Origin of the sequence: Enterobacter sp. HK169, from assembly GCF_001719105.1 — a bacterium.
GTDB classification, from domain to species: Bacteria; Pseudomonadota; Gammaproteobacteria; order Enterobacterales; family Enterobacteriaceae; genus Enterobacter; species Enterobacter asburiae_B.
On record NZ_CP017087.1, the window covers coordinates 1707772 to 1727403 of the forward strand.

At 61.1% G+C, this 19632-nt stretch carries 17 protein-coding genes; 5 read left to right on the forward strand and 12 right to left on the reverse strand.

From position 1 onward, the window contains the following. Positions 1 to 4 precede the first annotated feature (4 nt). Entirely contained in the window at positions 5 to 2245 is a 2241-nt protein-coding gene (locus tag EnteroDNA1_RS08100) for an EAL domain-containing protein (protein WP_069303162.1), read from the reverse strand. 369 nt (positions 2246 to 2614) lie between these two features. Between EnteroDNA1_RS08100 and EnteroDNA1_RS08105 the strand changes: the two genes are divergently transcribed. After that, a complete protein-coding gene (locus tag EnteroDNA1_RS08105) occupies positions 2615 to 2785 on the forward strand; it encodes a YfgG family protein (RefSeq protein ID WP_023333002.1) in 171 nt (56 codons plus the stop codon). Here the strand turns inward: EnteroDNA1_RS08105 and EnteroDNA1_RS08110 are convergent. Next, positions 2782 to 3672, reverse strand: a complete 891-nt coding sequence (locus EnteroDNA1_RS08110; RefSeq protein WP_069303163.1) for a LysR family transcriptional regulator — start codon at positions 3670 to 3672, stop codon at positions 2782 to 2784. The two genes, EnteroDNA1_RS08105 and EnteroDNA1_RS08110, sit on opposite strands and share 4 nt — an antisense overlap. A 97-nt stretch (positions 3673 to 3769) precedes the next feature. On the opposite strand from EnteroDNA1_RS08110, the gene EnteroDNA1_RS08115 reads away from it, so the two are divergent. The 3 genes from EnteroDNA1_RS08115 to EnteroDNA1_RS08125 are packed head-to-tail and all read left to right on the forward strand — an operon-like array spanning position 3770 to position 6272. Then, entirely contained in the window at positions 3770 to 4999 is a 1230-nt protein-coding gene (locus tag EnteroDNA1_RS08115; protein ID WP_069303164.1) for an MFS transporter, read from the forward strand. A gap of 50 nt (positions 5000 to 5049) precedes the next feature. Continuing rightward, the gene (locus tag EnteroDNA1_RS08120) at positions 5050 to 5517 is read left to right on the forward strand and encodes a DUF6130 family protein (protein WP_069303165.1); all 468 of its coding nucleotides are present in this window, start codon (positions 5050 to 5052) and stop codon (positions 5515 to 5517) included. Positions 5518 to 5528: 11 nt separating this feature from the next. Further along, positions 5529 to 6272, forward strand: coding sequence for an alpha/beta fold hydrolase (locus EnteroDNA1_RS08125; protein ID WP_069303166.1), 744 nt, complete (start codon positions 5529 to 5531; stop codon positions 6270 to 6272). Positions 6273 to 6282: 10 nt separating this feature from the next. On the opposite strand, the gene EnteroDNA1_RS08130 is transcribed toward EnteroDNA1_RS08125, so the two are convergent. Then, positions 6283 to 6726 carry a winged helix-turn-helix transcriptional regulator gene (locus EnteroDNA1_RS08130; protein ID WP_064673746.1) on the reverse strand — a complete coding sequence of 148 codons (444 nt, stop codon included), beginning with the start codon at positions 6724 to 6726 and terminating at the stop codon, positions 6283 to 6285. 115 nt (positions 6727 to 6841) lie between these two features. On the opposite strand from EnteroDNA1_RS08130, the gene EnteroDNA1_RS08135 reads away from it, so the two are divergent. After that, entirely contained in the window at positions 6842 to 8056 is a 1215-nt protein-coding gene (locus EnteroDNA1_RS08135) for an MFS transporter (RefSeq protein ID WP_069303167.1), read from the forward strand. Here the strand turns inward: EnteroDNA1_RS08135 and iolB are convergent. The 9 genes from iolB to iolD all read right to left on the reverse strand — a co-directional run bounded on the left by iolB (position 8022) and on the right by iolD (position 19630). Continuing rightward, the gene (gene iolB, locus EnteroDNA1_RS08140; protein ID WP_069303168.1) at positions 8022 to 8846 is read right to left on the reverse strand and encodes a 5-deoxy-glucuronate isomerase; all 825 of its coding nucleotides are present in this window, start codon (positions 8844 to 8846) and stop codon (positions 8022 to 8024) included. The two genes, EnteroDNA1_RS08135 and iolB, sit on opposite strands and share 35 nt — an antisense overlap. A gap of 9 nt (positions 8847 to 8855) precedes the next feature. Continuing rightward, positions 8856 to 9746, reverse strand: a complete 891-nt coding sequence (iolE, locus tag EnteroDNA1_RS08145) for a myo-inosose-2 dehydratase (protein ID WP_047652661.1) — start codon at positions 9744 to 9746, stop codon at positions 8856 to 8858. 11 nt (positions 9747 to 9757) lie between these two features. After that, entirely contained in the window at positions 9758 to 11662 is a 1905-nt protein-coding gene (locus EnteroDNA1_RS08150) for a bifunctional 5-dehydro-2-deoxygluconokinase/5-dehydro-2-deoxyphosphogluconate aldolase (protein ID WP_069303169.1), read from the reverse strand. 12 nt (positions 11663 to 11674) lie between these two features. Next, positions 11675 to 12808, reverse strand: a complete 1134-nt coding sequence (locus tag EnteroDNA1_RS08155; protein WP_047060731.1) for a Gfo/Idh/MocA family protein — start codon at positions 12806 to 12808, stop codon at positions 11675 to 11677. A gap of 8 nt (positions 12809 to 12816) precedes the next feature. Next, positions 12817 to 13845, reverse strand: a complete 1029-nt coding sequence (locus tag EnteroDNA1_RS08160) for an ABC transporter permease (protein WP_028014045.1) — start codon at positions 13843 to 13845, stop codon at positions 12817 to 12819. 11 nt (positions 13846 to 13856) lie between these two features. Continuing rightward, on the reverse strand, positions 13857 to 15404 hold the full coding sequence (locus EnteroDNA1_RS08165; RefSeq protein WP_069303170.1) for a sugar ABC transporter ATP-binding protein: 1548 nt from the start codon (positions 15402 to 15404) through the stop codon (positions 13857 to 13859). 48 nt (positions 15405 to 15452) lie between these two features. After that, the gene (locus tag EnteroDNA1_RS08170) at positions 15453 to 16382 is read right to left on the reverse strand and encodes a sugar ABC transporter substrate-binding protein (RefSeq protein ID WP_064673752.1); all 930 of its coding nucleotides are present in this window, start codon (positions 16380 to 16382) and stop codon (positions 15453 to 15455) included. 31 nt (positions 16383 to 16413) lie between these two features. After that, a complete protein-coding gene (iolG, locus tag EnteroDNA1_RS08175) occupies positions 16414 to 17400 on the reverse strand; it encodes an inositol 2-dehydrogenase (protein WP_064673753.1) in 987 nt (328 codons plus the stop codon). Between the two features lie 304 nt (positions 17401 to 17704). Further along, complete coding sequence (gene iolD, locus EnteroDNA1_RS08180) at positions 17705 to 19630, reverse strand: 3D-(3,5/4)-trihydroxycyclohexane-1,2-dione acylhydrolase (decyclizing) (protein WP_069303171.1); 1926 nt, start codon at positions 19628 to 19630, stop codon at positions 17705 to 17707. Positions 19631 to 19632: the final 2 nt, after the last annotated feature.

The following is a 19632-nucleotide window of genomic DNA, read 5'->3' on the forward strand; positions in this document are numbered from 1 at the left end:
CGGCTCAGGCGTCCGCAGTGGACGCCTCTGCTTCCAGCAGCGACTCAAGCGGTGCCGGTCTGCCAATCAGATAACCCTGCACATAATCGATGCCTAGCGCGTGAACCGCGCTACGTATCTCTTCGCTTTCGACATACTCCGCCACCACCAGCATTTTCTTCATGCGCGCCAGATGGCAGATAGACGCCACAATCTGATAATCCAGGCTGTTGTTGACGATATTGCGAATAAAGCTGCCGTCAATCTTGAGAATATCCGCGTCCACGCTTTTCAGCCGCGCATAGCTCGCATAGCCGGTGCCAAAATCATCAATTGCAATACGTACCCCCATTTTCTGCAGCTGCCGGAGGATGTGTAGCGCCTGTTCCGCATTGCAAAAAGTGCTGCACTCCGTCACTTCAAAGATTAGCTGCCACGGCTCAATGGCGTATTTCGCCAGCAGGCGATTCACCTCAAGCGGAAACTGCACCCGACACACGGTCGACGGGGCAAGATTAATGGCAAAGCGCTGGCCGGGCAGTCTTTCGCGATGCGCGGCGAGAAAGCGCAGGGTGTGCTCGAGCACCCATAAATCTACCCGCGAGGAGAGACCAAACTCCTGCGCGACGGGCAGGAACTGGTCGGGGGAGATCAATAGCCCGTTTATATCCGGCATCCGGAGCAGGACTTCGTGATAGCAATCGCCACGCATGCCGCGAACGGGTTGAACCAGCAGGGTGAATTCGTCGTTATCAAGCGCCTTTTGCAGGCGGCTCATCATCGCGACTTTATCCTTCAGGTTGCGCTGCAAATGGACGGCCCCACGCTGCTGAAGGTTTTCCGGATGGTTGGAGGAGAGCGACAGGTCGGCAACCACGCCCAGCTCGCCCAGCACCAGATAAAGATGGTTAACCGGGGACCGGACATAGCAATAGCTCACGCCCACCTGCGGCTGCAGCGGCATGCCGTCCCAGACAAAGCGGAACTGCTTGATGTGCTCGTCCAGGGCTTCAATCCGCTGCTGGTGCGATTCCGCGTTGAGCCGTACCGCCAGGTCATACCCGGTCAGGTGATACACCAGCTCATTGGGCTGGAGAATGCCATTCACCCACTGCGCCAGCTGCTGCTTGTACTGAATCCTCAGCAACACGCCGTAATTTCGGCCCAGAATTTCCAGCTCCGGAATGCGCAGCAGGCAGAGCGCCGACCACGGGTTTTTCGCCAGATCGCGCGACAGCGCCCGCAGATTAGGCATATGGACGACCGGGTCGAGCAGCGCCAGCCTGCGGGAGCGTTTGTTCGCCGCGCGCTGCCGGGTCGCCAGCATCGACATATAAATCACCACGAACGAGAAGACCAGGTAACTGGAAGAGGTGATCGCCAGCTGAATGTCATACCCCGGGTTCACCGGGATATAGCGGTAAAAATAGTGAATAGACACCAGCAGTATCGGCGTCCAGATAAGCGAAATCAGCTTATAGCCAAAACGCATCGCGCCCCAGAGCATCACCGGCATCAGCAGGGAAAGAGTATAGTTGGTGGTGAAAATGGAGCTGTTCTCATTCATCGGAAGCAGCAGCAGCGAAAGCAGCCCGCCAAGCGCGATAGCCCACACCAACAACTCAACGACCGTCACCTTTTTGTCTATCTCGGAACGGATCTGCGAGAGAAGGCTTTTGATATAGCGCGGATGACGAAGCAGGCGGATCAGCAGATAGCTCAGCGGCACGCCCGTTAGCCCGCTGACCAGCAGCGTCTGATAGTTGATGAGCGTGCGAATATTGAGCGGATTTAATCCCGCAAGGCTCTGACGGCTCTCATACACGCCTAAATACACCGCAAACTGAAACAGCACCAGAAATAGCGTCGCGGGGCAGAACGCCTGCCAGAAGATGCGCTGCGCCATCAGCCGCACGTCGCCGTACGCGGTCATATTCCGTCTGGGCGCAAACACCCGGTAGCCACCCCAGCTGAGCACTAAAGGGACGACAAAATGGAGGATCCCCGCGACGGTTTCAAACATTCCGACCGACGGGTAATAGCGGATAAACAGCGACAATACGATCCCGGGCAGCGCTTCCAGGCCAAAGAACATCATCAGCGAAAGCAAAAATGAGAGGGGTAAATAATAGAGTGCCGCAATGCCGTCGCCCAGCTGCGTGAATGTATTCGCAATGCTCAGCACGGGAAGTAAAAGCACAGGCAAAATAAGCGGTAATGCCCACCAGCGGTTTTCATTTTTTTTCAGGAAAGCCAGAATGTTCATAGATGCCCGGTTAAACCCTTTCGCTCCTGAGGGAAAATAAAGACAGGCATCCAACCTGACGTACGCGCCGCCCGGCGGCGTGCGGGGCGAACTGTATGGAGGAAGGATTTTAAATATCAGGGCCGGGAAGCCGTTGACTTAAATCAAACTACTTTACGCAAATAACTTTTCGCGGTGTTTTTTTGAAATTATTTTCTTCATATTATCAATATGGTAAATGCATTAATTAATTTCAATAACATTAATCAATGTAAACATTGACGGTTATTTACACACTTCAGAATTGACCCCATCTTCCCGCTGTGCCTTAATATCCTCGTCGCCCAAAAGGGCTTATCCAGGAAAAACAGAGTGAGTCAGGTCACGCGTATGCGAAAACGACATCAATTTAATACCCGAATGACCCGCATCATACTGCTCATCAGCTTCCTGTTTTTCTTTGGCCGCTTCGTTTACTCTTCAATTGGCGCCTGGTACCACCATCAGGACAAAACCCAGTCGCAGCAATCCAGCCTGACCGTCGACACCGCCGATCGCTAAACAGCCGAAGGATCTTGCACGAGCCGAATAATGGCCGCGATCCCTTTGCTGAGGATTTTATCCTGCCGCATTACCACCGCCAGCTGCCGCTGCAGCATGGGCGTAAGCGACATCACACATAGCCCTTCGCGATCGGCATCCTGTTCGACCGCCATTCGCGGCACAATACTGTAGCCCAGACCCGCACGAACCATGCGTTTGATCGCCTCGATGCTGCCAAGCTGCATCACCGGTGCGATCGCTAATCCATTCGCCGCAAACCAGCCATCGATCAGCGCCCGGGTACCGCTGCCTGATTCAAAGGCAATCAGCGGCTGAGCGTGCAGCGCCTCCGGGGTAAAATCCCTGAACGCATCCTGCTGCTCCCGCGACGCGATAAAAACAAACTCTTCGTCCATTACCGGCATGACGTCCAGCGCTCTGCCGCTCACCGGCAGCGTCACCAGCCCCATATCGAGCCGGTTCTCTTCGATGGCCCTGACGATGTCGAGGGTGTTGCCCGTCGTCACCCCCACGCTCAGGAGCGGATAGTCTCGACGCAGCTTCTCCAGCAGCGGCGGCAGAAGATGGATGCAGGCCGTTGCCCCCGTGCCAAGCGTAATGGTGCCGCTCACATCGTGGCTGAATGCGCTCACGGACCGGATGGCGTCATCCACCGCCTGCTGAATACGCTCCCCATACGCCAGCAACGCCTGCCCGGCAGCCGTAGCCTTAATCCCTCGTCCGGTACGCTCCACCAGCCGCGTTTGCAGAAACTGCTCCAGCTGACGTATTTGCAGGCTGACGGCAGGCTGAGAAATACCCAGCGCATCCGCTGCCGCTGAAAAGCTGCCGCGCTGTATCACCAGACGAAAGGTGGCGAGATAGCCCAGATTAAGCGTTGTCATTCAAAGTTTCTCTTATACCGCGCATAAGGTTGCTGCCCTGCCAGCACAATAGCGCGCGAGTTATGCTCAGGACAACTGCATAACGGAATGAAAAACAATGGAAACACCCGCCCTGCCACGCCGCCTCGCCCTCACGGCGGGATGTAATCAGCTTATCAACTGGGGGATCTCGTTTTATATGCCCGGCACCTTTGCGCTGGCGATTTCAGCCGACCGGGGATGGTCATCACCGCAGATTTATCTCGGCCTGACGCTGGCGATGCTGGTGATGGCGGCGGTTTCTCCGTTTGTCGCCCGCCTGCTGGCACGCTTTAGCGGTCAGAAAGTGGTGATGAGCGGCACGTTGCTGATCGCCGCAAGCTGCGCTGGGATGGCGTATACCCAGACGCTTTTTGGCTGGTACTGCGCCTGGCTGATCGGCGGCGTAGGGATGCGCCTGTCGCTGTACGACGCGCTGTTCGCCGCGCTGGTAAACCTCTACGGGCAGCAGGCGCGAAGAACGATCTCACGCGTCACGCTGGCGGGCGGGCTGGCCTCCGCCGTTTTCTGGCCGCTGGGCGACGCCCTGCTTCAGGTCATGAGCTGGCAGGAGGCGCTGCGCGTCTACGCGCTCTTCGGCCTGCTGAGCGCGATGCTGATTCGAACGCTTCCCCGGCAGCGGCTGACGGTGACGACAAAGGTCACCGCGCCGCCGCTGAACAACGAGCGGCGTAACGCCTGGCTTTATGCCGCCTTCATTGCCCTCATCACCTTTGTCTCTAACGGCACGTCCACCCATTTGCCGGAGTTTATTGCCCACTTCGGCCTGCCGGTCGCCATCGGCATGCTGTGGGGGATCGGTCAGACGGGCGCCCGCTCGCTGGAAGTGCTGGCGGGTGCCCGCTTAACCCCCTTCAAACTCACGCTTTTTACCGCGCTAGCCATGCCGCTCTGCTTTCTTCTGGGGATGAGCAGCGCCCTGTTTGCGTGGTGTGCGGCCGGGTTCGTGCTGGGCTACGGCGCCATCAACGGGCTGATCACCATTGTGAAAGCCACCCTGCCGCTGGAACTGTTTAGCACCGAAAGCTATGCCCGCCGCACCGGCATGCTGCTTATCCCTGGCCAGCTGATGGCGGCAGCCTCACCGTTTGCCTATGCATGGCTGAATAAAACGCTCGGGATCGCGGGTGCAATGTGGGTTTCAACGGGGCTGACGCTGGTGATTGCCGGGCTGGCGATAGCGATTGTGCGCCGTCCACGCAGGCAAACTGTATCGCACTGTATCCAGAGCACCACGCTGACAAACGGGTACAAAACGCCGCCTCCGGCAAATATCTCCGATACATAAAAATGGTTTTCTTTCCCTGTCGCCATTCAGAACCGATGAGGAGAGAACCCATGATTCGTCGCTTTGCACTTTTACCCCTGCTTGTCCTGGCATCTGTAGCCCATGCCCGGACCACGCCGCTGGACAACCTGAGCGCCGCGGACGTTAACGGCCCCGCTGCCGTTGCGCCGCTGGCTCAGCCGCAGCCTCCCGCAAAGCTGATCGTCGATCCGCCGCTTGCCGGGCCGCTGAGCAAAGGCGCGGTGTTTATTCAGTACCGTGCCGAAAACCTGCGCATCGAGCCGGTATTCGGCCCCGAAGCGCTCAAGGTCACGCCGCGCATCGGGCACATTCACGTGGTGGTGGATGACGCGCCGTGGCACTGGGCTGACGCCAGCGGAGAGCCGGTGATCCTGGTGGGTCTGCCCGCCGGTAAACACAAGGTGACCATTATTCTGGCCGACCCGACGCACAAGCCGCTCGACCACAAAACCGTTGAATTCACCGTCCCGCCCCACGCGGCGGTCCACCACTTTTAAGGAGTCTGAAGATGAAAGCACCGTCTGTAGTGGCGGCAGGCCTGCTGGCGCTTTCCGCCAGCGCCTTTGCGCAGAGTAAAACCAGCGTCGTGCTGGTGCACGGCGCGTTTGCCGACGGCAGCAGCTGGAATAAGGTGATTACCCTGTTGCAGAAGCAGCACGCCGAGGTCATTGCCGTCCAGCTCCCGCTCACGTCGCTTAAGGATGACGTTGCGGCCACGCGGCGGGCCATCGCCCGCGCCCAGGGTGACGTGGTGCTGGTGGGCCACTCCTGGGGCGGCACCGTGATTAGCGAGGCGGGCAACGATGCGCGGGTAAAATCGCTGGTGTACGTGGCGGCGTTCGCGCCGGATTCCGGCCAGTCGACTGCGGATCTGGCAGGAAGCTATCCTGCCCCGCCGGGCAGCGCGGGCATTGCTAAAACGGCGGACGCCTATTTATACCTGCCGACAGGAGCTGTCAGAAAGGACTTCGCGCCTGACGTGAAGCCAGACACTCAAAACACCATTGCAGCCACGCAGGGGCCAATTAAGGCCGAGGCGTTTGGTGAAAAGATCGCCCACGCGGCGTGGCATGACAAACCGAGCTGGTATGTGGTCAGCAGAAATGACCGAATGATCAACCCCGATCTTGAACGGGCGATGGCGAAGACGATCCATGCGAAAACCGCCGAGGTGGCGGCAAGCCACGTGTCGATGGTGAGCCAGCCGCAAATCGTTGCCCGGACGATTGAGCAGGCGATAAGCGGTAATTAACCGGAGTGACTCATTCGATCTTCTGCACTTGCGTATCCACCGGCAGCAGCGCAGTGCCGTCACTCGCTGCTGGCGCCATAAAGGGAACCGGCCTGCCCGTTCGCCTGTCGACCAGCAGCGAGTGACGCTCGCCCTGTGAAAACAGATTTTGCTCTCCCCACTGACGCAGCGCCACGATCACGGGGAAAAGACGTTCGCCTTTGTCGGTCAGAACATATTCCTGATAAGCCGTGCCGTCCGATGCTCCCTGTAACGTCAGGATTTCTGCCTCAACCAGCTTGCGAAGCCGGTCAGAAAGGATGTTGCGCGCCACCCCAAGGCTGCGCTGAAAATCCCCGAAGCGCGTCATGCCGTCAAACGCATTACGCACAATGAGAAGCGACCAGCGATCCCCGAGCAGGTCAACGCTGCGGGCAACGGGACAATATTCCTCTTTTACCGTATTTCGGGACATCACCTGTTTTCCTCGCAAAGGCCACCCTATAACTAGTTGCATTTTAAAACTGCATAGCCTAGCATTCAACCAGTTTCATTTTAAAACCAGGTTATCACAGGCGAGGATTTTGAACATGTCACTGACGTCAGCCCTTCCTTCAGCCGGCATGCCGCGCAGCATGGTCTGGCTGTTCGCCACCGCCAGCGGCCTAAGCGTGGCAAACGTATATTACGCCCAGCCTTTGCTTGACGCGCTGGCGAACGATTTCGGCATCAGCCATGCGGCCGTGGGGGGCGTGGTGACCGCGACACAAATTGGCTGCGCGCTGGCTCTTTTGCTCGTCGTTCCTCTGGGTGACAAAGTGGATCGTCGACGACTCATGGCAGTACAGCTGATTGCTCTGGTGGTGGCGCTGGTTTCCGTCAGCATGGCACAGTCCTCTTCAGCGCTGCTTATCGGTATGCTTGCGACAGGTATGTTGGGCACGGCCATGACGCAGGGGCTGATCGCCTACGCCGCCAGCGCCGCGTCGCCCCATGAACAGGGACGCGTTGTCGGCGCGGCACAGGGCGGCGTGTTCACAGGTCTGCTGCTCGCGCGCGTCTTTGCCGGTGGCATCAGCGATATCGCGGGCTGGCGCGGGGTCTATCTTTGTGCTGCCGCGCTGATGCTCATGATTGCGTTACCGCTGTGGTGGCGACTCCCCGCCCTGCCAGCCGTCACTGCCACGATGAGCTATCCGCGGTTGATTGGCTCAATGCTCACGCTGCTGCGGCAGGAAAAAGTGCTGCAGATACGCGGCGTGCTGGCGCTGCTGATGTTTGCATCGTTCAACATTTTCTGGAGCGCGCTGGTGCTGCCGCTGAGCGCACCGCCGTTTAACTTTTCGCATACAGCGATTGGCGCGTTTGGACTGGCTGGCGCGGTGGGCGCGCTGGCGGCTGGCCGGGCAGGACGCTGGGCCGATCGGGGATATGCCCAACGCACCAGCGCGGCGGCGCTGAGTATCTTACTGTTAGCCTGGTGGCCCTTGTCGCTGATGGACCGTTCACTCGGGATCTTGCTTATCGGCATCATACTGCTCGATTTGGGCGGTCAGGCGCTGCACGTCACTAATCAGAGCATGATTTTACGCACCCGTCCCGAGGCGCACAGCCGGCTGGTCGGGCTTTACATGCTGTTTTATGCCGTCGGCAGCGGGCTCGGCGCGCTCGGCACAACGATGACGTATGCCTGTGCCGGCTGGCCGGGCGTCTGCCTGCTTGGCGCCTCGGTCAGCCTGCTGGCGCTGGTGTTCTGGTGGCTAACCCGCGCTAGACACCGCTGTCCGCGGGATAATCCCGATTAATCCACGCGTGGTCCTCTTCCCAGGTGAACATCCATTTGCGCACCGGGCCGGCCATCACGTTGAGGTAGTAGCTGTCATACCCGGCCATCGTCGCGACCGGGTGGTAGCCCTTCGGCACCATCACCACGTCACGGTTATAGACCGCCATACACTCATCCAGCGTTCTGTCGTCGGTGTAGACGCGCTGCATGCAGAACCCCTGCTCCGGGTTGAGGCGATGGTAGTAGGTCTCCTCCAGATAGGTCTCCTGCGGCGGGTTATCCGTGTCGTGCTTGTGGCTCGGGTACGAGCTGGTGCAGCCCTCACTGGTCCACACCTCCACCACCAGCAGGCTGTCGGCGGGCCTGTCTTCCGGCAAAATATTATGCACGTAGCGCTGGTTATGACCTTTGCCGCGCGCTTCACCGTCGATATCCTGTGGCGCAATCAGCCGCGTCGGATACGTGCCTTTGCCCGGCGCGGCGCAGACCGCCAGCTCCAGCGTCGTCAGCGCCTTCACCTGCACCGTCTCCTGCGGGGTGACGTACACCGCCCACGGCTTAATGCGCTCGAAGGGGCTCATCCGCTCGCCGATATCGTTAAACTGCGCGGAAGGCGTGCTGATAGAGGCCCGCCCGGCGACCAGCACCAGGCAGCGCTCTTCGCTAACGGCGGGCAGCGTCAGCGTCTGCCCCTCCTGTAGCTCATACGCCTCAAAGCCGACGTAGCCCCACCCCGCGCTTTCCAGTGTAACACACTGGGTGCGCCCCTCCGCGTTCGGCTGTTGCCAGCGTGATAACAGACGTGACATGTTCCCTCCTCAAATCAGTCCGGCGTCGCGCGCCAGGCGGCTCAGGTTGTTATACCCCAGACGGGCGTAGGTCAGCGGATGGGCAATCGCCGGATCCTGCTCGGCCTCGACCACCAGCCAGCCGTGATAATCCTGCGCCTTCAGCAGCCGCATAATCGGTGGGTAATCGACGCAGCCGTCGCCCGGCACGGTAAACACGCCGCTCAGCACCGCATCGAGGAAGCTGGTTTTGCGGTTTTTCACGTCCGCCAGCACGTCGGCGCGCACGTCTTTGCAGTGAACGTGATTGATGCGCGACGCCCAACGCTGCGCCACCGCCAGCGGATCGGCCCCGGCAAAGGTCAGATGGCCGGTATCCAGCAGCAGTCCGACCGCCTCCCCGGTGTGAGTCATCAGGTTGTCCACGTCCTCGGCAGACTCAATCACCGTGCCCATATGGTGATGGTAGGCAATCTGCACGCCCTGCTGCTGCGTATAGCGGGCAAATTCGGTGAGCTTCTCGCCGTACTCCTTCCAGCGTTCCTGCGGGAAGCGCGGGCGCAGATGCACCGGGGTCTGCTGCTCGCCGTGAATGCAGCCGCTCACTTCCGCAAACACCAGCACCTTCGCCCCCAGCTCGCGCAGCAGCGTCAGGTGTGACTGCACGGCGGCGATCTCCTCCTCCACGCTGCGCTCCAGCAGGCGGCCGGAGTACCAGCCGGAGACCAGCTGCAGGTCGTGACGCTGCAGGATGGGGCCAAGCAGGCGCGCTTCGCGCGGAAATTTATTGCCCAGCTCGAAGCCGGCAAAACCGGCCTCTTTACCTTCGCTCAGACAGGTCTCCAGCGACGTCTCCGCGCCGAGAGAAGGCAGATCGTCGTTCGTCCACGTCAGCGGGTTAATGCCTAATTGCACACTCATTGTCGTCTCCATTATGCGTGTCCGCGCTCGCGCCACCAGGCGATAAGCTGCAGGTAGTTGTCCCGGATGCGCGCCACCAGCTGCGCATCGTCAATATCGTGCTTCAGCCACGCGCGGGAGGCATCGCCAAACAGCGTGCGCCCCACGGCGAAGCCTTTCACTACCGTCTGCCCCGCTGCGGCTTTGAAGTCGGCGCGCAGCTGTTCCGCCGGGGCGTCCAGGCCGAGGATCACCACCCCGCGGCAGTGCGGGTCCCGGCGTTCGATAATCTCGCTCAGCGCCGTCCAGCCGTCGGCGGAGAGCGGCGGCAGCTTCCACCAGTCCGGGTAAATGCCCAGGTTGTAGAAGCGGGAGATGGCGCGCAGGTAGAGCTCGTCGCTGCGCGGCATGGTCGCAGGCAGGATCACCTCAAGCAGCAGCTCGTGCCCGGAACGGCAGCAGGCGTGGTACACCTCGGCGATTTTCTGCTCCTGCTCCAGGCGCAGGCCGTGGGCATCTTCCGGGTGGAAAAAGACCAGGCACTTCACCACGTGCTCCTGCGGCCAGCTGATAAGCTGGGTGCCGATGTTGCCGTGCTCCATCTCCAGCGGCCGGGAACCCGGCAGCTCGATGGGACGACCAATCCACCACCCTTCCCCGGTGATGGCGTTCAGCGCGTCCTGACCAAAGGTGCCGTCGCACAGAAGACCGGCTTTGCCCTCCAGCCCGGCGCGGCTCGCCGCCTCGCGGCTGGCCTGCAGGATCAGCTGCTTCAGCGCCGGAATGCGCTTAAGCGACGCGCCGCACTGCATCGCCATATCCTCAAGCTGGCTGCGGTGGTCGAAGGCCATCACACACAGCTCCGGCCATTCGCGGCGGCGGGTGGTCACCCGGTGGAGATGGTTAAGACGCGGGTCAAGATCCGGGCGCGGCACGTTCGCGGCGCGGGAAAGATAGTCATCCAGCTCGATTTTGCTCGGCATCGCCGGGGCGCAGCCGTGGCGCGAAACCACCAGCGCGCCGCAGGCGTTGGCGTACCGGCACGCCTGCTCCCAGCCTTCGTCGTTCAGGTAGCCGCGCAGCAGGCCGGACATAAACGCGTCCCCCGCCCCGAGGACGTTCAGCACCTCCACGCGCACGCCGGTCACCGTCAGGCCGTCGTCCAGCCGGGGCGGAATGGCGTCGGTGTAGACCGAGCAGCCGAGCGCCCCGCGCTTGCAGACCAGCGCTGCGTCACTGACGGCACGCACCTGTCCCAGCGCCTGCAGGGTATCCGTGCTGCCGCCCGCAATGTGAAACTCCTCTTCGGTGCCGACAATGACGTCGAAGAGGTGCAGAACCTCCTGCAGCTCGCGGGTGACCTTATCGGCGGCGATAAAGCGCGTTTCACCGTCGCCTAAGGCGGTGAGCCCCCACAGCACCGGACGATAGTCGATGTCCAGCACCGTGCGCACGCCGTGACGGCGGGCATAGCCCAGCGCCGTCAGCACCGCCTCGCGGGTCTGCGGATGAGAAAGGTGGGTCCCGGTGATGGCAAGACAACGTGCAGAGGCAATGTAGCTTTCGTCCACATCGCTGGCGGTAATCGCCATGTCCGCGCAGTTATCGCGATAAAAAATCAGTGGAAAGGTGTCCCGGTCTTTAATGCCGAGTAGCACCAGCGCCGTTAGGCGTTGTTTATCGGTAATCAGATGGCTGGTATCGCAGCCCACCTGGTTGAGCTCTTCCCGCAGGAAGCGGCCCATATGTTCATCGCCGACGCGCGCCAGCATCGACGAACGTAAACCCTGACGCGCGGTGCCATACGCCACGTTGCCCGACGACCCGCCGAGATATTTGGCGAAGCTGGACGCGTCCTCCAGACGGGCACCAATCTGCTGACTGTAGAGGTCTACCGCCACGCGGCCCATGCATATCACATCAAACTGCTTTTCCACGTTGATACCTCATCAGACAATGTCGTTCACGTTCAGCCAGCGGCCTTCCCGGTGCGAGAGCGCAATCGCGTCCAGCACGCGCGACACCTTCCAGCCCTCTTCGAAGTCCGGCCACATCGGTGCGTCAGCGGCTATCCCGTCCACCAGGTCGCGCACCTCCACCGTTTTTTGATCGTTAAAGCCAATCCCGTGTCCCGCGCCCATGCAGAACGCGGCGTAGTCCGGGTGCGCCGGGCCGACGAGCAGCGTGCGGAACCCCTGGCGGTTCACCGGATCGTCATGCAGATAAAGCTTCAGCTCCGCCATGCGCTCCTGGGTGAAGCTGATGGCGCCTTTCGTTCCGGTGATGACGTACGACAGCCCCATCTTGCGTCCGCAGGCAACGCGGGAGGTTTCAATCACGCCCTGCGCCCCGCCCGCGAAACGCACCATCGCGTGGGCCTGATCCTCGTTTTCAACGGCAATCATCTCAGACGATCCGGCCTTCGCCGGTCGCGCCGGGACCACGATCTTCAGGTCGCCGCAGACCTGCTCGATATCCCCCACCAGGTACTGAGCCATGTTGACGATATGCGCCGCGAGGTCGCCCAGCGCCCCCAGCCCGGCGGTCTCTTTGAAGCAGTGCCAGTGAATGGGCGAGAGCGGGTCGGCCATATAGTCTTCGTTGTGGGTGCCGTAGAAGTGGATCACCTCGCCAATCTCGCCGCGCGCGATAATCTCCTTCGCCAGCTGCGCCGTCGGGTTCTTCATGTAGTTGAACCCCACCAGCGTTTTCACTCCTGCCCGCTGTGCAGCCTCAACCATTTCACGCGCGTCGTGGGCGTTCAGCGCCAGCGGCTTTTCCGAGTACACATGCTTGCCGTGGCGGATCGCCTCCAGCGCCATCTCCTTATGCAGATGGTTGGGTGAACAAATATCCACCACGTCAATGGCCGGGTCGGCCACCAGCGCCCGCCAATCCCCGGTGGAGCGGTTGAAGCCAAACGCCTGCGCGCGCGCTGCCGCCAGCTCCGGCGTGACTTCCGCCACCATCTCGCGCACCAGCCTGCCGCGCAGGTTGAAGACCGTCGGGGCCTGGGCATAGGCAATGGCGTGCGCCTTGCCGATATACCCGGTGCCAATTAATCCAATACGAACCTCTTTCATCGTGATCCTCACAGTGCGCCGCGACGGCTTTTGGCATAGGTATCGAATGCCACCGCCAGAACGATAATTAATCCGGTGATAATCTGCTGGTAGTAGGCCGAGACGTTCATCAGCACCAGGCCGTTAATCAGAATGCCCATGATGATGGAGCCGATAATGGTGCCGCCGATGCGCCCGTAGCCGCCCATCAGCGAGGTGCCGCCGATCACCACCGAGGCGATGACGCGCAGCTCAAAGGAGATCCCGGCCACCGCCTCGGCGCTCCCCAGACGCGCGCTCAGAATGAAGCCCGCCAGCCCCGCCAGACAGCCGATCAGCACGTAGACGCTGACCAGCACGCGCTTGACGTTGACCCCCGCCAGGCGCGCCGCCTCCGGGTTGCCGCCGATGGCGTAGACGAAGCGGCCCCAGCGGGTTTTATGCAGCGCCAGATAGCCGCCGACGGCGACGATGGCGAAGATCCAGATAGGAATAGAGATGCCGAGCAGCTCCCCGCGCCCCCACCAGCGGTAGCCAGGGTCGAAACCGGCAATCGGCGCACCGTCGTTAATCACCAGCGTCAGGCCGCGCCAGATGGTCATCCCGCCGAGGGTAACGATGAACGGTGGCAGGCGCAGGCGGGTGACGCCCAGACCGTGCAGAAAGCCAATCGCCGTACCCATCGCCAGACAAATCCCCAGCCCGATCAGCCAGCTCATGCCGCCCCAGGCGTTCGGGTCGACGGTGGTGAAGTTATCGCCTTTGATCACGTACGCCGCGGTCATGGCGCACACCGCCAGAATGGAGCCCACGGAGAGGTCGATCCCGGCGGTGAGAATGACGAAGGTCATCCCCACGGCCATGATCCCGTAGATGGACACTTCGGTCAGGATGTTGAAAATATTGCGTTCAGAGAAAAAGTTGCTGTTCTGCGACTGGAAGAAGATCAGCAGCAGGATCATGAAAATCAGCACCCCGAAGCGCTCGAAGAAGGCGATGGGATCGATGCGTCCGGCGCGTTTGACCGGGGCCTGCGTTTTAGAAATCATCTGCGTCATGAGAAACTCCGTTATGCCGCGTTCAGGGCGTTGTGGTTGATGGCCATCATCGTCATCAGCCGTTCTTCGTTAGCGTCGTCGCCGTGGATTTCGCCGGTCACCCGGCCTTCGCTGAGGGTGATGATCCGGTCAGACACCGCCATCACCTCAGGCAGATCGGAGGAGATCACGATCACCGCCACGCCCTTTTTCGCCATGTCAAACAGCACCTGGTGCACTTCCGATTTGGTCCCCACGTCGATGCCGCGCGTCGGCTCATCGACGATCAGCACCCGCGGGTTGAGCGCCATGCAGCGCGCGAGGATCACTTTTTGCTGGTTGCCGCCGGAGAGCTTGCGCACCTCCTGCCCGCTGTTGACCATTTTGATCTGCAGCGCCTTACGGTAGGACTCAATCAGATCGTCCTCTTTGCGGGTGTTCACGAACCAGCGCCACTGCAGCAGCGAGGAGAGACAGGAGAGCGACAGGTTGTCGCGAATCGACAGCCCCAGCACCGCCCCCTCTTTTTTGCGGTCTTCCGGCACCAGCGCCACGCCCTGATCGAGGGCATACAGCGGGTCGCGCGGCTGGTACGGCACCCCGTCCAGCTCAAAGCTCCCCGAGGTAAAGGCGTCTGCGCCAAACAGGCAGCGCGCCACCTCGGTACGCCCCGCGCCCACCAGCCCGGCAATGCCCAGAACTTCCCCGGCGTGGACGTGGAAGCTGATGTCGTGCAGGGCGATGCCGTGCGGATCCAGCGGCGGCTTTTCGCGGCTCAGCCCCTTCACCGCCAGGCGGACGGGTTTGTCTTCATGATGCGTTTCGCTGGCCGGACGGCGGTTAAAGGCCACGTCGCGCCCGACCATCAGGCGGATCAGCTGTTCGACGTTGGTCTCCGCCACCGCGCCGGTGCCGGTAAAGCGGCCGTCCTGGAAAACGGTGAAGCGATCGCAGAGCTGGAAAACTTCGTGCAGACGGTGGGTAACGTAAATAATGCTCACGCCGCGGTTTTTAAGCTCCCGCACCACGCGGTGCAGGCTTTCCACCTCGCTGTCGCTCAGCGCGGCGGAAGGTTCATCCATAATGATTAACCGGGCGTTGAGGGTCAGCGCCCGGGCGATCTCCACCATCTGCTGCTGGGCGACGCTCAGGCGGGCGACAGGCGTGGTCGGCGCAACGTTCAGCTGGAGGTAATCGAGAATGACCAGCGCCTCCTGGTTGACCGCCCTTTCGTCGACGATCAGGTTACGCCTGCGCGGCTCGCGACCGAGAAACATGTTTTCCGCGACGGTCATGTTGGGCAGCAGGTTGAATTCCTGATAGATGGTGATAATGCCCTTGTTCTGGCGCGCCACCGGGGAGTCGTCCACCGGCAGCGTTTCGCCGTTGAACCAGATATCCCCGCGCGTTTGCGGCTGCGCGCCCGCGAGCGCCTTCAGCAGCGTGGATTTTCCCGCCCCGTTTTCCCCCAGCAGGGCGTGAATTTCGCCGCTGTCGACGGTCAGCTGAGCGCTGCTCAGCGCCCAGACGCCGGAAAAGCTTTTTGCCAGGTCGGTCACTTTCAGTAAGGGTTGCGACATCAGTCTGCTCCTCCTCATGATGAGCCGCCAGAGGCGGCTCGGGACATATTAGTTACCGGCCTCACCGATACGCTCAGCCTGCTGCAGGTTCTCTTTGGTGATCAGCGTCGGCGGGTAGTCGGCCCCGGTGATGGCTTTCTTCTCGCGCACGTTGGCCACCAGCTGGCTCATCGCCGTCTGTACCGCAAAGCCCGGACGCTGATCCGCCGTTACCGCCAGCCAGCCGTCGCGCACGCGGGCCAGCGCTTCCGGCACCGCATCGAAGCCGGTCACGAGGATTTCGCCCGGCTTCACGCCCTGGCTCTGCAGCGCTTCAATCGCGCCCAGCGCCATATCGTCGTTGGCGGAGAGGATCACCTGCGGACGTTTCGGCAGCGAAGGCAGAACGCTTTCAACGATGCGCATTCCTTCAGAACGCATCCAGTTGCCGGTCTGATCGGCGACGATCTTGTACTTATCCCCGCCCGCCTTCAGGCTGTCGCGGATCCCTTTGGTGCGTTCAATGTTGGAAGAGGAGCCCGGCTGGCCGGTGAGGAGAATAATGTCCGCGCCGTTGGGGAATTTGGTTTTGACGAAGTCGCCAATCGCCTGGCCGCCCTTGTAGTTGTTGGCGCCGAAGTGCGGCACTTTTTTCTGGCTGTCGACGGATCGGTCAAGGGTGACGATCGGCAGCTTGGCATCCTGAATTTCATCCACCGCGCTGGAGACCGCGTTGACGTCATTCGGGGAGACGATAAATCCCTGCGCCCCGCGGGTGATGGCGTTTTCCAGGTCAGCTACCTGCTTCGGCGAGCTGCCCTGTCCGTCCAGCACCTGAAGCTTCACGCCCATCTCTTTTGCGGCTTTCACCGCCGTGCGCTGCATGTGAACTTCAAACGGCATGGCCAGGTTTGGCGTACTGAAAACAATTTGCTCGTTTTCGGCGAGGGCGGCCCCGGACGTCATGGCGATGAGGGCGGCTACGATCAGTTTTTTCATTATTATGTCTCTCTGTGTAGGGTTGTTGTGTTTAGAGGACGATCTCGCGCTGGCTGCGCAGTGACTCCAGCGCTTTATCCGCAAGGTACAGCGCACGTTCACCATCATCGCCGCTGCAGTCAGGCACCGCTTCGCCGCGCAGGACCGCAACAAAGTGTTCCCATTCCGCGGCGTAAGCGGATTTGTAGCGCTGCAGGAAGAAGTGTTCCGGCAGCGCGCTGGTGCAGCCCTGTTTGCCGTAGTGCTGCACCTGGTTTTCCAGAATGTTGCCCGCGCACAGCAGCCCTTCGGAGCCGTGCAACTCCAGGCGCTGGTCGTAGCCGTAAGATGAACGGCGGCTGTTGACGATGGTCGCCATCGCGCCGGAGGCATATTTCAGAACGATAAACGCGGTATCAATATCCCCCGCCTCGCCAATCGCCGGATCCACCAGGTTGCTGCCCTGGGCATACACCGACACCGGCTCTTCGCCCATGATGAAGCGGGCCATGTCAAAGTCATGAATGGTCATATCGCGGAACATGCCGCCGGAGACGCGCACGTACTCCGCAGGCGGCGGAGACGGGTCGCGGGAGATGATGAGCAGCGATTCCGGTTTGCCGATGCGCCCGGCCTGCGCGTCGGTTTTCACGCGGCGAAACTGCGGGTCAAAGCGGCGGTTAAAGCCGATGAACAGCGGCACGTCGTACTCATTGACCACCTTCAGGCAGTCGCGCACGCGGGCGAGGTCAAGGTGTACCGGCTTTTCGCAGAAGATGGCCTTGCCGTGGCGGGCGGCCATTTCAATCAGATCCGCGTGGGTGTCGGTGGCGGAGGCGATCAGCACGGCGTGAACGTTAGGGTCGGTCATCGCCTCGTTCAGGCTCTGCTGGCGGGCCTGATACTGCGCGGCGAGACGGGTGGCAAATTCCTGATTCGGGTCAACCACGGACCAGAGCGTGGTCGCGCCGTGGCTGGCGATGTTAGCTGCATGTACCTGGCCGATTCGGCCAGCGCCCAGTAAAGCAATGTTAAACATAACGGCTCCCGGTGTTGGTGAATGCTGTGAACTAACGACCCTATAAATAAAACATTTATTTCATTTTTATAAATAGTGAAAATTATGTTTTTGAGTACGGGTTAACACTTTTGAGATGAATGAGATAAATTTTGTTATCAATCTCACAACATGAGTGGACGTGCGGCAACTCCCCTCACCCCGGCCCTCTCCCTCAGGGAGAGGGAGTAAAAAACCGCACCGATCCGTCCCCTCTCCCTGTGGGAGAGGGTTAGGGTGAGGGGAAAACAAAAATGAAATGAAAATTTCGTTACGGCAGGAAAACTCAATACTGACGGGCTTTTTTCACCTGCGCCTGCGTTTGCTCAGCGGCCTCACGCACGGCAGACGACGCCGCCACCTGCGCATCACCGGTTCGCCACCAGGAGGCGTAGTCGTGGGTCATGGTCTTCGGCAATACCTTGATGTCCAGCAGCGTCGGGCCGGGATGCGCCCTCGACGCCTCCAGCGCCGCCAGCAGGCTTTGCTCATCGTTCACCCGCCACGCGCGGCAGCCGTAGCTCTCCGCGTTTTGCGCAAAGTCGACCTTCACCAGCGGCCCGTCGAGACGCCCGGTTTCCGGGTTGCGGTGGCGGTTTTCGGTGCCAAAGCTGCCCATGCCGTGCCCCATCTGCAGGTTATTAATGCAGCCGAAGCTGGCGTTATCAAACAGCAGAACGGTGACCTTAATGCCCTCCTGAACGGCGGTTTGCAGCTCGGAGTGCAGCATCATGTAGGAGCCATCCCCCACCATGGCGTACACCGGCAGTTCGGGTCTGGCGAGCTTCGCGCCGATGGCCGCCGCAATCTCGTAGCCCATGCAGGAGTAGCCGTACTCCAGGTGATAGCTGTCCGGCGTTTTGACCTGCCAGAGGCGCTGTAAATCCCCTGGCAGCGAACCGGCCGCGCCCACCACGATGGCGTTATCTTCAACATGCTGGTTGATCAGCCCCAGCACCCGCGTCTGGGTCAGGCGGGTGTTGAGCGCCTCGCCGTACTCCGCCAGCTGCGCATCCAGGTGCCCCGCCACTTCGGGCGCATCGTCAGAACTCCACTGGCGATCCCACAGGCGGCGGCACTCGTCGCGCCAGGCGGCCTTCGCCTGAGCGATCGCCTCTCCCCAGCCGCTGCGATAATCCCCGAGCGCGTGGGTCAATGCCTGGAGCCCGGTTTGGGCATCGGCAATCAGCGCGGTGGCGTCCAGCTTCAGGGCGTCAAACTCGGCCACGTTCAGCAGCAGGAATTCGACGTCCGGATGGGAAAAGAGCGCCTTGGAGCCGGTAGTAAAGTCGGTAAGGCGCGTGCCGACGCCAATCACTAAATCGGCCTGCGGCGCGAGCTGGTTGGCGGCCATTCCCCCCGTCACCCCTATGCCGCCCAGGTTAAGTGGGTGGTCACTTACCAGCGATCCCTTTCCGGCCTGGGTTTCGGCAAACGGCAGCCGCAGCGTCTCGACAAATTCGCGAAACGCCTCATGCGCGCCGGAATAGCGCACGCCGCCGCCGCACACCACCAGCGGACGACGCTTGCGGGCAATCAGCGCCCGCGCCCGCGCCAGACGCTGCGGATCGGGCGGACGGCGTTCGATGTGATGCACGCGACGCGCGAAGAAGCTCAGCGGGTAGTCCCAGGCCTCTCCCTGCACGTCCTGCGGCAGGCAGATGGTCACCGCGCCGGTATTGGCGGGGTCAGTAAGCGTTCGCATCGCGCTTAGCATCGCGCTCATCAGCTGCTCGGGGCGGTTGATGCGGTCCCAGTAGCGGGAGACCGGACGGAAGCAGTCGTTGGTGCTGATGCTGAGATCGTGATACTGCTCGATCTGCTGCAGCACCGGGTCCGGCTGGCGGCTGGCGTAGATATCGCCCGGCAGCAGCAGCAGCGGGATGCGGTTCGCCGTGGCGGTGGCCGCCGCCGTGACCATATTGGCGGCGCCCGGCCCGACGGAGGAGGTGACGGCAAAAATGCGCTGACGGCGGTGCTGTTTGGCGAATCCCGTCGCCATATGGGCGATGCCCTGCTCGTTGCAGCCCTGCATCACCTGCAGATGGCCCGGGTCCTGCTCCAGCGCCTGGCCGATACCGAGCACGTTGCCGTGCCCAAAGATGGTCGCCACGCCCTCCACGAAGGGCGTTTCGTTGCCGTCTACGCTGACGTACTGTTGATTAAGGAACCGGACCAGCGCCTGGGCCATGGTCATACGTTCGGTTTGCATAA